The organism is Marinomonas phycocola, assembly GCF_047525455.1.
Classification (GTDB): domain Bacteria; phylum Pseudomonadota; class Gammaproteobacteria; order Pseudomonadales; family Marinomonadaceae; genus Marinomonas.
In genome coordinates this window covers 1-13,977 of record NZ_JBLIXL010000026.1, presented here as the reverse complement: position 1 = coordinate 13,977, position 13,977 = coordinate 1, and the positions used below count along the sequence as shown (strand labels likewise).

Here is a 13,977-nt window from a genome sequence, read left to right as displayed (position 1 = left end):
AACTAATCGGTTCACATTTAAAAAACGATGATAGAAGTTGCTCGTCAATACCGTGGACATGGGGCTACTTCTTGGCCGCTTCGACAGGGACAAAACGTGTAGAATCGAATAAGTCATCTACATTTCTTGATCTCAATTCTTGCATAGGCATTGTCAGCTCAATGGATTTAAAGTTTTGGTATTTGCTTCTTGATAGCGAATCCACATCTTGTTGACTGCGTAAAATAGTGGGGCGAATAAAGACCAACAAATTCTTTTTCGTATTTTCGTAAGATGTACTTCTAAACAAAGCCCCCAAGAAAGGAATGTCTCCTAATCCTGGTACTTTTTGAGTCACTTCCGTTACATTGTCTTCGATCAAACCACCTAAAACGATGGTTTTACGATTACCTGCGATAACCGTCGTTTGAATTTCCCGTTTTGTTGTGATCGTCCCCAATGAGCTGGACTCCGTTGTGGCCGCTTCAACAATTTGAATTACTTCCATACGAACTTCATCACCGGCATTAATATGAGGCGTCACTTCTAGCGTAAGACCAACATCTTCACGTTTAATAGTCACAAACGGGTTGTCTCCATTATCAGAATAACCGCCCGTTTGGAAAGGACGCGTTTCACCCACAATGATTTTAGATTTTTGATTGTCTAAGGTGAGAATTTTAGGTGTTGATAATAAATTGGCGTTTGAGTTAGATTCAATTGCTTGCAAAATACCCGCTAAATTAAGTTCCCCTTTACTATCAAAGGAACCAATGCCAGCGGTAATACCATTTGCTAGCGTCGGTGTTCCTGTAGCTATCCCTGTTGCTATCCCAGTTAAACTGTTGCCAGCATTAGAAAAATTAGTCCCCGCTATAGGCGTTGTCGATTGTGATGTGTCGCCAAACAACCATTGAAAACCAAGGGCTTCAGAGCCTTCCATTTTTACTTCGACAATAATGGCTTCTACCAATACTTGTGCTCTAGGAATATCCAGCTCGTTCAGAACAGATTGAATGTCCACCATAACATTTGGCTCGGCATTAATAAGCAACGCATTTAAATCTTCATCTGCCTGAATATTAAATGTGGTCGGCTTTTCACTCACACCTTCGGTCGGTGAGCTACCTAACACGCCTTTAATCAGATCTGCGGTTTTTTTGGCGTCCGCATAACGCAGAGGAATCACCTGTAAACGGCTCGACTTTCGTGCGGGAACATCCAATTCTTCTATTAATTTTCGAATCTGCGCCAATTCTCCTTCTTTACCTTTAATCACAATTCGATTGGTTCTTTCATCGGCTAAAATACGCGTACTAAATGAAGGTCTTCCACCGCCAGCAGATGCGCCATTCGCACGTGAAGCCCCACTGATATTTTGCAACAGATCTAAAATGTCTCCTGCCCAAGCGTGCTTTAGCGTCACAACCGCAATTTCACCCTCAACAGTGCTGTCTAATCGAGTAATTAAGCGCTCTAATTGACGGATATTATCTGCATGATCACTAATAATTAAGGCATTTACTGTGTTGACTGATGCAAGATGACCGTATTGAGGAATAAGAGGTCGTAAAATGGGCACCAGCTCTGACGCGACTGCATTTTTAATGGCAATCACTCGTGTTACTAATAGCTCTCCTGGAGAAGAACCATTTACATCAAAATCCAAACCGCCTTGCTTTGCTACATTCTGTGGCAATATTTTATAGCCTTCAGGCGATTCTATGACCGCATACCCATGAACGTTTAAAACCGATAAGAACAAACGAAATATCGACTCTTCATCCAATTGAGCGTTCGATATCACAGTCACTTTGCCTTTTACTCTAGGGTCAACAATAAAGCTCTTACCCGTCATTTCAGCCACTTGACGAACAAAAATGCCGATATCAGCCTGCTGCAAGTTCACTTGCCAACTTTTTGCCAAAGCAAAAGATGTGATGAATAACAGAAATGTAGGAAGTACCAACCACTTTGAAATAGCACGCTGTAACATCAAGAATCCTTGTTAAATTTAAATCATTATTTCACGGCATAATTCACAAAAAACCGTTTATTATTGCGACGTATTTCGATACGCGCCACCCCCTTAGAACGAACAACATTGCCCAACGTTTTATCGCTTGAAAAGTTCCCCACTGCCTGCCCATTAACTGAGACGACTTCATCGCCAGCTTTTAACCCAACGCGAGTCAACGGACTGCCACTTTCCACTTTATAAGATGACCCCGTGGCCATTAAACCAGCAGAAGAAAGCAGGCTTTCAGGGTTATTTTGAAATTGCTTTTCATAACGATCGATCAACTCTCTGGGCGACAGTTTAACAATATCTTGAATTAACGGTGAGCCCAATGTTTTTCTTGCATTGCTTCTATTGCCTAAAAGTGAATTTTTCGTATTTTCCACTCCATTAGATGAGGTTATTGTATTCACAGAAAACCGATCAACTTTAGGTAAACCACCTTCCACCAAAAGCGACTGATTCGTTTTAGCAAAGTACAATACTTCTTTATTAATGCCCCGTTTTAAAATAATCCGATCTGTATACACAGCTTGCAAGGTGACGCCAGACGATACGCTGTCACCTACTCGATACATTTTATCCGGATGACCTTGGGCAGAAATAAAGGCAACTGACGATTCTTGTGAATCAGATGGTAATACCCCTTTCAGAAGAAGCTTTAATTTCGTTTTAACTACAGGCTTTGAGGTTTCTACCTGTTCAACAGAAAACCCAAATAAATTACCAGAGATAGGATCAAATTCGTTTTTCTGAGTTGTTGCCCCAATCGAGACCGGAGGTAACTGGAATGTATAAACGGGGGGATTTAACCAAGACCAAAGAGTGTTCCCTAGCGCAATAGCCAGCCAGCTTATTAATAAAAAAACGATGCTATAACGAAAAAGCACGTTCAGTTTATTTACGTTAGATATCATGAATTCCACTCAAAATATACCCTCAATAGCGTCTATAGAAAAACGCCCTTCCAATAAGTCTACCTTATTTTTGTCTACTATATGAGCGATAAAAGCAAATACTATACGCACAAAAAAAATGATAACGAGAATCATTAGCTTAATAGACATTTTAAATGCTCAATTAAAATCTCAAAACAAAGGTTCAATTAAAACAGCCACAGGATATTCTGTATCACCACTCCATGGAATACCAACTTCATTAAGCAATGCAGGCATAATGGATATCTCCAACTCTTCCTTTGAGGTAGGTTCAACTGTTAGTAAATGCTTACCTTTATGAGAATATACCAACATGAGCTGTGCCTTGTCACGCGTAACCCACTCTACTGAGACCTGATTCAATCGCACGTTTTGACGCGTATTCCCAAACGCGTAATTGGCATTAATGGACTCAAACCTTCCTACTCCTCGCCATTTCTCAGGTACAACAGAGTGATAGTTAAGACGAGCAAACAAACGATCAACAATAAAAGCCGATCCATCTAAGTTTACGTCATTTGATTTCGCTACGGGCTTCAATAAATCCACACCTAAGCGAGCTTCGTCTACCCATAAATCTATGCCAGAAAAACCAAAAGACATCGCTCCCCAACCAGTAAAATCGTCACTGGTAACCTGAACATTGACTAATGGAAGAGACAACCGCCACTGAATGTTTACCGGGTTAAGCAAGGTAGGAAATGCCGCATCTATGCTTCCTCGCCATAAATGCCCTTCTATTTTTTGCAGTACGATACCATTAGACAGCCTTGGCTGAATAACGTCTTTCCAATAATGCAACGGTGAACTGATGGCAGCAGACAGAGCCAAAACAAATACAAACCAGCATACAAATAATACGTGTATTTTTTTCATATCTCTCTGTCTACATCCTCTAGACAATGATTCGAAGTTAACGGTTATAAAAGGCGATTTAATTTTTCCAAATCTTCAGGTGTGTCCACACCATGGGGTGGCATACCGGAAGCCATCGCCACTTGTATTTTCACACCTTGATGTAATAAACGCAGTTGTTCTAATTTTTCCCATTTTTCTAAAGGAGAAATAGGCATAGTGGTATATTGTGCAAGTAACCGAGCACGATAAACGTACAAACCAATGTGCCTGAACACAGGCATGCCCTCTTGCACTGTTTTAGATTCAGAAAACCCATCTCGATCCCAAGGTATAGGGGCTCGGCTAAAATATAAGGCTCTGTGCATTTGATCACACACAACCTTAACAACATTAGGATTAAAAAAGTCTTCACTTTTCTCAATCGCACACGCAACAGTAGACATATCGGCCGCCGTATCATTATGCAATGACAACACCGCTTTATGAATCAGCTCTACGGGTAAAAAAGGCTCGTCACCTTGTACATTTACTACAATTTCATTCGCCATCCAGCCTTTTAAAGATGCGACTTCCGCCAGCCTTTCTGTGCCATTTTCATGATCATCACGGGTCATCACAACGTCTGCATCAAACGTTTGAGCCAGCTGAAAAATAGCCTCATTATCCGTTGCAATCACAACCGATTCCGCACCTGCTTTTAGCGCCAATTCATACACCCATTGAATGACAGGCTTATCGCCTAACATGGCTAACAGCTTTTTTGGAAACCGCTGAGAAGCAAAACGAGCAGGGATAACAATGTGAAAATTTGGTAAACTTTCCTGACTGGATTCCGCATTAATTGACATTATTTTACCTTCTCGAATTCAGGTTCAATGGCGACGTTGTATGCGCGCTCTAAAGACATACGACTTGCTAATATAATATCACTAACCTCACGTGCAATACCTTGTCCACCTTTGTTTAACAGTGAAATAGCACAACACCGTGTCACTAAAACATGAGCATCCGCAGGGCAAAATGAGACACCAACAGAAGGCATGACTTGCAAATCAATAACATCATCCCCTACATAAGCAGTGTGCTGTTTATCAAAACCCAAGCGGCCAGTTAAATCATTAAACGCCTCGACTTTATTGTGACAACCGAGGTAAAAGTGCTGAATACCAAGGTCTTTCATCCGCATTCTTAGCGGTGGTGAGTCTTTAGCGGTAATAATGGCCACCTCAACCCCCCACTTTGGCAGTAACTTTAGCGCCACGCCATCCTTAACATTAAAGCGCTTCAATTGCTCGCCGCTTTCACTGTAAAGCAGACCGCCATCAGTCAATACACCGTCCACATCAAAAACCACCAGCTTTAATGCCTGTAGTTTATCAATGAGATGGCTTTGTTCGTTTTGTGGTTGAGCAAAGAAATAGGAACTTAAGAATGCCTGATCCATACACCAGTCTCCAATCAGCAAAAAAATTATGCGCTTGTGTCTAACGCTTCAAACGATTTCGCAAGGTCATCCAACTGCTTAATTTGCTTCAAAAATGGCGCTAACTTATCCAATGGCAGTGCACATGGGCCATCGCATTTTGCCGAGTTAGGATCTGGATGGGTTTCCAAAAACAGACTAGAAAGCCCTAATGACATGCCTGCACGCGCCAATTCAGCAACTTGAGCTCGACGACCATCAGCGGAACTTTCTCGACCACCGGGGCGTTGCAATGCATGGGTTACATCAAACATAACAGGGTAATCGTATTGTTTCATTAAACCAAAACCCAACATGTCCACCACCAAATTATTGTAACCAAACATGGTGCCACGCTCGCAAAGCATAAGACGATCATTGCCCGCTTCTTCGCATTTCGTCAGAATATGTTTCATTTCATGGGGTGCTAAAAACTGCGCTTTCTTGATGTTAATAACCGCTCCTGTTTTGGCCATTTCGACAACTAGGTCTGTTTGACGAGACAAGAATGCAGGCAGTTGGATCACGTCAGCGACTTCCGCCGTTGGCGCACATTGTTCTATTTCATGCACATCCGTAATGACGGGAACACCAAAGATCTCTTTTACTTCTTGTAAAATTTTCAGCCCTTCTTCCATACCAGGACCACGGAAAGAAGTAATAGACGATCGATTGGCTTTATCAAACGACCCTTTGAATACATAAGGGATGCTCAACGCGTCTGTTACTTTAACGTGCTCTTCCGCGACTCTCATCACTAGGTCACGTGATTCCAATACATTAACACCACTAAACAAAACAAAAGGCAAATGGTTTGCAACGCTAACCTTGTCATTAATTTTAATAACTTTACTGGTTTGAGACATGTTTATTTCCTACTTCAATTCAATTTTAGAATGATGGCGAGTAAATTTAAGCACTTGAATCCAAGATAAGTAACAAGCGACTTCTGATTCTCTTAGTCAATCAAGGCACTCGACACTAACGATCGTAGATTTCTAAGATACCAACAACATCACTGTTATCATTTGTCACCACTAGCAAGGTGATTTTATCTCTTAGCATCTGCTCTTCTGCATTGACTATCAAGGTATTTTCATTGATCGTTTTAGGGTTTTCAGTCATTAGCTCTTGCATGGTTTGTTGCATCATTTTGGCACCAGAGCTGAGCATTGCACGCCGTAAATCACCATCGGTAAAAATACCGACGACCTGCGAACTTTGTTTAATTAGCACAACCCCCATGCGCCCTTGAGTCATCACGGTAATGGCCTCTGTTAATGAGGTTGATGGTTCGCAAAATGGCAAGTTTTCTTTGTGCATTAGATCTTTAACGCGGGTAAGTAGCTTGCGGCCAAGGCTGCCACCGGGGTGGAATCGAGCAAAATCTTGTGGCTGAAAATCACGACTTTCCATAAGAGCAACCGCAAGTGCATCCCCCATTGCTGTGGTCATTGTAGTGGATGTGGTCGGCGCGAGATTATTTGGGCACACTTCTCTATCCACTGAAATATCAAGAACACATTGGCAATGCTTTGCTAATGTAGAGCCTACGTTACCCACCATTGCGATGCAGACGTTTCCGAAGCTTTGTAAAGAAGGCAGTAAGCGAATTAGCTCTTCCGTTTCACCAGAATAACTAATAAGAATAAGGGTGTCGTTCGCTTGCACCATACCAAGATCACCATGAAAGGCTTCCCCCGGATGAAGGAAAAAACTAGGCGTTCCTGTTGAAGCAAAGGTGGCCGCCATCTTTTTACCAATCAGGCCAGATTTCCCCATACCGCAAATAATAGTCCGCCCTTGCCCTTCAAGAATTAAATTAACCGCTTTCGCAAACTGTGTACTAACACGGTTAGCTAAACTTTGTAATGCTTGAGCTTGGGTTGAAAGGGTATTAATTGCGCTTTGAATAAGCTGCTCATCAGATTTTTTTTTGAATGATGTCGTACTGGTAGAATTATTCGCAGGGGTAACCATGAGCTGTCTCGACAAATAAAAAGATTCGCTGATTATACAGATCCGTCCCTTAAGCGCCTACCTTAAAAAATCAAACAAGCGGCAAAAGAGACAGATCATTTAAATCAAACGAATCAACTATAAGCAAGATTGAATTTGTTTATTTAAACTCATCAAAAAGTCAGGGTAAGCAGAAGGACCAAGATCAATGTCAACACCAAGTGGATCGAGCTGAGCACTCTTCACTTGTGTACCTTCTATTAATGAAGATACAATTCTTGGGTTAAATTGAGGCTCAGTAAAAATACATTGTACTGATTTTTCTTTAATCAAGGATTGAATTTCCGTTACCTTTTTCGCTCCAGGCTTACGCTCAGGGTTTACAGAAATAGAATCCACGGGATGAATATCAAAATGACTTTCAAAATAACCGTAAGCATCATGGAAAACGATGTAATTTAACTTTCTACTCTCTTCCATTGAGGCAGAAATGCTCGCCTCAGCCGCATTTACAGAATCAATAAACACAGACAAGTTGTGTTCATAATGCGTTTGGTTCTCTGGATCTAACCCCGTTAGTTTCTGCATCACAGCTTTCGCCAAAGCCACTGCATTATCAGGGTCTAACCAGACGTGAGGGTCTACACCATCATGGTTATGGCCTTGATGTCCTGCATGATCATCGTGGTGTTCGTCATGATCGTCGTGATGCTTGTCATGATCGTCGTGGTGTTCGTCGTGATCATCGTGATGCTTGTCATGATCATCGTGATGCTTGTCATGATCATCGTGATGCTTGTCATGATCGTCGTGATGTTTGTCATGATCGTCGTGGTGTTCGTCATGATGCTTGTCATGATCGTCGTGGTGCTTGTCATGATCATCGTGGTGTTCGTCGTGATCGTCGGAGTAATGTCGCAGCGTCATGTTAGACACAGTTAACCACTCAATTGACGAATCGAATTTATCCGCATTAATTAGAGCCTTTTCCATAAAGGTCTCTAATGATTCGCCAACCCAAACAACGGTATCCGCTTGATGTATTTTACGTACGTCAGAAGGTCGAAGCGCAAAATCGTGAGGCGAAGCAGAATTAGACACAATCTGCTGAACTTTCGCATGCTCACCCGCAATCGCCTCAACGATCATAGTGACAGGTTTAATACTAGTGGCAATAATAGGCTGAGCGTAAGACATACCACTCCATCCCAAACACAAACCAACACCCACAGATCCTAATAGAGAATATTTATTCATAGCTACCATTCACTCAACAAGAAAGTAGAAATGTTATAACATAACATTTGTAATAACAAGAAAAGAACGCGTCTTTTCTGCTGCTAACTATTCTTTAATAAACAACAAAGTTTCTGGCTGAGTCAGACGCACAATCAACCCCGTTCTTTGACCAACAGGGACCTGAGCATTTGGAAAGATAATCGCATCCCCATCCAAGGCAACTCTGTATTCAGATAAAGAAGACTGTGCCAAACAAAAACCTTTATCAAAGCCCGTAAAATTTTTCACATCTGAACCAATGTTTAATGTGTAATCTTCCGCATCTTTTATTAGCGCGTCTTTCACGGCAAAGACTGTTAATGACGATAGATTTCCTTGTGGAATTTCGGATGTCGCCATTAACGATCTTAAACTCGAATCAATCCCTGAAAAACGGCTTAAGTCGTTTTGTCCAAACGGGTAAACTTTACCGAGTTCGACTGTAAAAGCATGAGCACCGTAAGTAAGATGAGTATAATAGGAAAACGTAGTGGTAGGCTGGTGAGACAATAAAACCGCATCTAAACCAGACGCTGCTAAAAAATTCAACTGTGACTTACTGTAACCCGATCCATGATCAAAAGGATATACCGCGAATTGCTCGTACTCTGAACCACGAATCGCAGTATGCAAATCATAATGTAGGCGTACATCACTCTCGCTGCCCTTTTCATAAAAACGCTGTACGACATTTTCCAAATTCTCCGCTCTTTTTGCTTCAGGGCAATCAAACGTTTTCCAAGCCCCCGAAAACAAACGATTCATATTCACATCGATAAAGCGTTTGCCCGCATTAGACGAAACAGGGTTACCAATAAGAACCAACAATCGAACATTTAGAATTAACTCACCAGAAAAAATATCTTTTAATAGATTGTTGATCAATTCAATGGGGCCTGTTTCATTGCCATGAATACCAACTGAAATCACCAAGCTAATCGATGTTGGTTGAGAAGGTTCTATTCTTAAAATGCCTGTATCTTCGAGATACAAATCCGCGCCCTGTATTTGAAATGACTGAGGCTCACACTCAACAGGGTTCGCTAATGTATAAGCTAGAAAATCACCATTTTGAAAAGAAAAAAGAGAAGGCATAATTAGATGAATCCATTTTCGAACAAGAATAAGTCACAAATTTTATCTATATTTTCCTAAGCTGTATGATTTTTTTCGCAAAATACCGCCTAAACACTAAATAAATGTCGAAAATTCGTAAATTAAACATTCTTTTAAGATCCTAGTGCTTTTAGAAACTGGCACTCAAGAAGAATAAAGTTGAGGCTGTTAGCATTTTCAAAGAAACGCCAATAACTACACCCAGTTTATATTTTCAAAAAAGCAACTTATTGAAATATATAAATTAGTAGCTGGATGTCTTTGATTGATCTAATAAACAGGCGCTTTATATCTTTAGCAATCATTTTCCTTGATATGACGAACTCAGATAATCACAACGCGATTTATTTTTTCTAAACGATATCAGATGATGTACTCACCCGCCCCGAAGGTCAGCATTAAAACTCGATAGTCCATAAAATCTTTCACTGGGAAACCAGATTCGGGATTTGTTCGAACGATATTCACACCCTCAATGATGCGTTTAGCAGCACGCTGCGCTGCACGGGAATTTTCAGATTTGATAAAGTTATGTAGATGGTCAACATCTCTGGTCGCACTCGGTAACCACACTATTTCACAGGGCATTGTTTCTCCTGATCCGTACACCAAGAGCCGAGCCAGTCCATCATGGCATCATTACTCACGGTTTCACCCGTTTCCTGATACTCTTCCCAACACACCATTGTCAGCTCATTTTCACGCTGTTTGCACTCTTCTTCCTCAGTATAGCGAATTATGCTTCCTTCGCCAAGAAGCTCTTAGAACGCTGCGTTTTGCCCGCTAAGGCATCCAAGCGGCTTTCAAGCTGTTCATCTAATCAAACGCCTAATATAAGATCACCTATTTACATTTGTTAAACACTGTTTAAAAAATGTAGCACTATGCCTATCCATCCTCTATCTTTTCCTCATTCAAGGTACTAAGCAGTGCATTTTTTGTGTTATCTGGTTCCTCTATAACTCTCACTCTCTCCAGCTTAGCTGGATGAGTAGTAATGTGAATGTCTTTTAATTTTTGCTCATAAATTTGGTTTTCAATTTAAGTAGTGGTTGTCTTTGATTACTGATAAACTAATATACTGCAAATACAAGGCCTTGACGCCCTTTTGCACTCTTTGTGGAAGTTGTATAAATAAAATTGGCGATATGGAGGCATTGGTAAACTCAGTGCATTCAAAATGCACCGCTTAACGTCTTCCTGGCTCAAGTCCAAGTATCGCTAACATATTAAAAAAACCGTCCTTTTTGACGGTTTTTTTGCATCTATTTGCTTATCTATTTGAGGGTTGGATAAAACTTAATACCCTCAAGTTAGTGATCTTCGTGTATAATAAATTATCTAAGTAAAAGCCTGTATGTAACTACAGTGTTTTGTTAAGCTGTGTTAACTAATTATAGGGGCTATTTATGTTAATTACAGATGATTTCTTACAAGAAATATTGAACAATAAAAATTTTAAAAAAGATTTTTATAATCAAGAAGATAAAATTGCTTCGTTTACTCACTTTTTACATAACAAAAGTACTATATATTCGGAACATTTTAAAGATGAAGCTCTTAATTTCTTAGAATCAGTATTGTCTTGGAAGTTCCCAAATAGGCAAATCTCTGAAAACTTTCTTCATAATACATTGAATACAATTACCAATAGTTCATATATGAATTGTCCATTCCCAACTCCAGAAAACTCAAACTTTACTTTTATAGATTTATTTGCAGGTATTGGCGGGTTTAGGTTAGCACTGCAAAATATTGGTGGTAATTGCATTTTCTCTAGTGAGTGGGATATTTATTCAAAAAAAACGTATAAAGCTAATTTTGGCAAATTACCATTTGGTGATATTACGTTGCCAGAGACAAAGTCTGCAATACCCAAGTCATTTGATGTTTTATGCGCTGGTTTCCCGTGTCAGGCATTTTCTATTGCGGGTAAAAGAGGTGGTTTTGAAGACACAAGAGGGACGCTTTTCTTTGATGTAGCTGAAATCATAAAAAAACACAAACCCAAAGCATTTTTATTAGAAAATGTTAAAGGTTTAATCAATCACGATAAAGGAAAAACATTATCTACAATATTAAATGTTTTAAGAGAAGATCTTGATTATTTTGTTCCTGAACCAAAAATTATAAATGCGAAAGACTTTGGTGTTCCACAAAATAGAGAAAGAATATTTATTGTCGGTTTTAGAAAAGATCTAAATATTAACTCATTTAAGTACCCTGAACCATTGGAGTTAAGTTCTTGTGTTGGTGATATCCTTGAAAAAAAAGAAGTGTCTGTAAAGTATTATCTATCAACACAATATTTGTCCACATTAGTAAACCATAAAAAACGTCATGAAGATAAAGGTAATGGTTTTGGTTATCAGATTTTAGATCATAATAGCATTGCTAATGCAGTAGTATGCGGTGGCATGGGGCGAGAGCGTAATTTAGTTTTGGATCATAAATTAACAAATTTCATTCCCGTAACGAAAATTAAAGGTGAAGTGAACCGAGAGGGGATTCGGAAAATGACACCAAGAGAATGGGCAAGACTACAGGGCTTCCCTGATGCTTATGAGATTGTTGTTTCAGATGCTCAAGCATATAAACAATTTGGTAATTCTATTGCTGTTCCAGCTATTCAAGCCACTGCCCAAGAAATATTAAACTTATTGGATTTAAAATGAGCATTAAAGGAAATATCGGAGAGTGGAGTGAAATATACACTCTTCTAAAAGTTTTAAGCGATGAAAATCTTTATGCAGGAGGTGAGTCGCTTGAAAAACTTAAAGATGTTGTTTATCCAGTTCTTAAAGTCTTAAGAACAGAGTCTACGGGAGAGTTTGAGTATTCTTTAAATCAAAACGTTGTTTTTATTACGAGCAATGGTAATAAGCTATTGGATTTACCAGTAACAGAATTTGCTAAAAAAGCACAAAAAACTCTTAAAAAAATCCTTGAAAATAAAAAACAAAAAAACACTACGTTCTCAATCCCTGAAATTGAAAGCTTTATGAGACAGATCCACTGTAAATCATTAAAAGCTTCATCAAGCCAAAAAACAGATATTACAATAGTTATACATGATGAAAAAACAAACCAACAACCAGTGCTTGGTTTTAGTATTAAATCTCAACTTGGTAACCCATCAACTTTATTAAATGCGGGAAAGGCAACAAACTTTAAGTATAAGGTTCAAGGGTTAAGCAATACACAAATATTGGAAGTAAATGCCATTGAGAACCCTAAAAAACTATTAAAGAGAGTTTCAAAAATTAAAGAATTAGGAGGAACATTTGAGTTTGAAAGAATAATTAATAATGTATTTTCTAATAACTTAATTTTAATCGATAGTTTACTTCCTAAGATCGTAAGTGAAATTGTTTTAAATTTTTACTCAACAAATTCTTCAACATTAACTGATCTCGTTGATGAATTGGAGGAATTAAACCCTATCGGTTTTGATAAACAAAATAAGCATCTATTTTATACTTATAAAGTTAAAAAAATGCTTACTGATATTGCATTAGGCTTAACCCCTGCAAAAGTGTGGACAGGTAAATATGATGCGACTGGTGGTTATTTAATAGTAAAAGATGATGGGGAATTACTTTGTTATCATCTTTATAATAAAAATGCATTTGAAGATTACTTATTTTCAAATACTAAGCTAGATACTGCAAGTACGTCAAGATATGACTTTGGCGAACTTTATCAAGAATCTGGAAATGTTTATTTTAACTTGAATTTTCAAATTAGATTTTTAAGGTAAATAATTGACTCATTTAACTGTAAGGAGTATATCTTGGTTTTTTTCTTGAATTATTATAAGAGGCTTCAATATAATCTTCTTGATACATATTGACAACCTTTTCCAAGATCTCATTAAGGAACATGCGAATAAGTCGAGCTGCACCTTTTAGTTTTTAAAAAGCTCAATTACAGCCAACAATGTGACTGTTTATCACTTTATCATCACTAAACTAGACAATTTAGCCTCGTTTAGTGATTTTTGAATGGATTAACCCCTTGCCGCTCGAATCATTTGATCAATCCAGAATATGTTTGAAAGGGTGTTTAAGTCAGCAATGACAAAATGATGTGTTTGAGCACTCTTTGACTAACCTAAAAACACCAATGCGCAAAAATCAGCTCAATTTTAAAACGCTTCCCAAGTATTATCGTAAGACTAGAAAACGGGTGAAACGTTGTTTTCTCAATGATGTGGTCAGTTTATGATTCGACGCAACTACACTGTAAGCGTCCAGCAAACCACACATAACAATCAAATTTCGATTCACATAAAGTGATGATTTCTTTTCCTCAAGGAGTCATCTCTCATGTTTACATCCTCCCCCCAAGTTTCTATTACCTTGATT

At 39.0% G+C, this 13,977-nt stretch carries 12 protein-coding genes; 2 read left to right on the top strand and 10 right to left on the bottom strand.

The window, feature by feature from the left end; all coding sequences use genetic code 11:
• Window positions 1–64 precede the first annotated feature (64 nt).
• From gspD to ACMUMJ_RS14730, 10 genes are all read right to left on the bottom strand, one after another.
• Window positions 65–1,975, bottom strand: a complete 1,911-nt coding sequence (gene gspD, locus ACMUMJ_RS14775; protein WP_414679625.1) for a type II secretion system secretin GspD — start codon at window positions 1,973–1,975, stop codon at window positions 65–67.
• 26 nt (window positions 1,976–2,001) lie between these two features.
• Window positions 2,002–2,916 (bottom strand): type II secretion system protein N, encoded by a 915-nt coding sequence (locus tag ACMUMJ_RS14770; RefSeq protein ID WP_414679624.1) that lies wholly within the window; start codon window positions 2,914–2,916, stop codon window positions 2,002–2,004.
• Between the two features lie 171 nt (window positions 2,917–3,087).
• Window positions 3,088–3,813 carry a type II secretion system protein N gene (locus ACMUMJ_RS14765; RefSeq protein ID WP_414679623.1) on the bottom strand — a complete coding sequence of 242 codons (726 nt, stop codon included), beginning with the start codon at window positions 3,811–3,813 and terminating at the stop codon, window positions 3,088–3,090.
• 44 nt (window positions 3,814–3,857) lie between these two features.
• Window positions 3,858–4,643 (bottom strand): 3-deoxy-manno-octulosonate cytidylyltransferase, encoded by a 786-nt coding sequence (gene kdsB, locus ACMUMJ_RS14760; RefSeq protein WP_414679622.1) that lies wholly within the window; start codon window positions 4,641–4,643, stop codon window positions 3,858–3,860.
• A complete protein-coding gene (locus ACMUMJ_RS14755) occupies window positions 4,643–5,239 on the bottom strand; it encodes a KdsC family phosphatase (protein WP_414679621.1) in 597 nt (198 codons plus the stop codon). The genes kdsB and ACMUMJ_RS14755 overlap by 1 nt, the downstream gene beginning before the upstream one ends.
• A 26-nt stretch (window positions 5,240–5,265) precedes the next feature.
• Window positions 5,266–6,123 carry a 3-deoxy-8-phosphooctulonate synthase gene (kdsA, locus tag ACMUMJ_RS14750; RefSeq protein ID WP_414679620.1) on the bottom strand — a complete coding sequence of 286 codons (858 nt, stop codon included), beginning with the start codon at window positions 6,121–6,123 and terminating at the stop codon, window positions 5,266–5,268.
• Window positions 6,124–6,238: 115 nt separating this feature from the next.
• Complete coding sequence (locus ACMUMJ_RS14745; RefSeq protein WP_414679619.1) at window positions 6,239–7,237, bottom strand: KpsF/GutQ family sugar-phosphate isomerase; 999 nt, start codon at window positions 7,235–7,237, stop codon at window positions 6,239–6,241.
• 117 nt (window positions 7,238–7,354) lie between these two features.
• Window positions 7,355–8,473 carry a zinc ABC transporter substrate-binding protein gene (locus ACMUMJ_RS14740; RefSeq protein WP_414679618.1) on the bottom strand — a complete coding sequence of 373 codons (1,119 nt, stop codon included), beginning with the start codon at window positions 8,471–8,473 and terminating at the stop codon, window positions 7,355–7,357.
• Between the two features lie 87 nt (window positions 8,474–8,560).
• Entirely contained in the window at window positions 8,561–9,589 is a 1,029-nt protein-coding gene (gene astE, locus ACMUMJ_RS14735) for a succinylglutamate desuccinylase (RefSeq protein ID WP_414679617.1), read from the bottom strand.
• A 384-nt stretch (window positions 9,590–9,973) separates the two neighbouring features.
• Window positions 9,974–10,198: a type II toxin-antitoxin system RelE/ParE family toxin gene (locus ACMUMJ_RS14730; protein WP_414679616.1), complete on the bottom strand. Its 225-nt coding sequence runs from the start codon at window positions 10,196–10,198 to the stop codon at window positions 9,974–9,976.
• Between the two features lie 821 nt (window positions 10,199–11,019).
• On the opposite strand from ACMUMJ_RS14730, the gene dcm reads away from it, so the two are divergent.
• Window positions 11,020–12,285, top strand: a complete 1,266-nt coding sequence (gene dcm / locus ACMUMJ_RS14725; RefSeq protein WP_414679615.1) for a DNA cytosine methyltransferase — start codon at window positions 11,020–11,022, stop codon at window positions 12,283–12,285.
• Window positions 12,282–13,370, top strand: a complete 1,089-nt coding sequence (locus ACMUMJ_RS14720; RefSeq protein WP_414679614.1) for an HpaII family restriction endonuclease — start codon at window positions 12,282–12,284, stop codon at window positions 13,368–13,370. Before dcm ends, ACMUMJ_RS14720 begins: the two co-directional genes overlap by 4 nt.
• The last annotated feature ends 607 nt before the right edge of the window (window positions 13,371–13,977 follow it).

Coding starts and splice junctions, on each gene's coding strand:
- gspD (WP_414679625.1), bottom strand. CDS start 1,975: ATGTTACAGCGTGCTATTTCAAAGTGGTTGGTACTTCCTACATTTCTG.
- ACMUMJ_RS14770 (WP_414679624.1), bottom strand. CDS start 2,916: ATGATATCTAACGTAAATAAACTGAACGTGCTTTTTCGTTATAGCATC.
- ACMUMJ_RS14765 (WP_414679623.1), bottom strand. CDS start 3,813: ATGAAAAAAATACACGTATTATTTGTATGCTGGTTTGTATTTGTTTTG.
- kdsB (WP_414679622.1), bottom strand. CDS start 4,643: ATGTCAATTAATGCGGAATCCAGTCAGGAAAGTTTACCAAATTTTCAC.
- ACMUMJ_RS14755 (WP_414679621.1), bottom strand. CDS start 5,239: ATGGATCAGGCATTCTTAAGTTCCTATTTCTTTGCTCAACCACAAAAC.
- kdsA (WP_414679620.1), bottom strand. CDS start 6,123: ATGTCTCAAACCAGTAAAGTTATTAAAATTAATGACAAGGTTAGCGTT.
- ACMUMJ_RS14745 (WP_414679619.1), bottom strand. CDS start 7,237: ATGGTTACCCCTGCGAATAATTCTACCAGTACGACATCATTCAAAAAA.
- ACMUMJ_RS14740 (WP_414679618.1), bottom strand. CDS start 8,473: ATGAATAAATATTCTCTATTAGGATCTGTGGGTGTTGGTTTGTGTTTG.
- astE (WP_414679617.1), bottom strand. CDS start 9,589: ATGCCTTCTCTTTTTTCTTTTCAAAATGGTGATTTTCTAGCTTATACA.
- ACMUMJ_RS14730 (WP_414679616.1), bottom strand. CDS start 10,198: ATGCCCTGTGAAATAGTGTGGTTACCGAGTGCGACCAGAGATGTTGAC.
- dcm (WP_414679615.1), top strand. CDS start 11,020: ATGTTAATTACAGATGATTTCTTACAAGAAATATTGAACAATAAAAAT.
- ACMUMJ_RS14720 (WP_414679614.1), top strand. CDS start 12,282: ATGAGCATTAAAGGAAATATCGGAGAGTGGAGTGAAATATACACTCTT.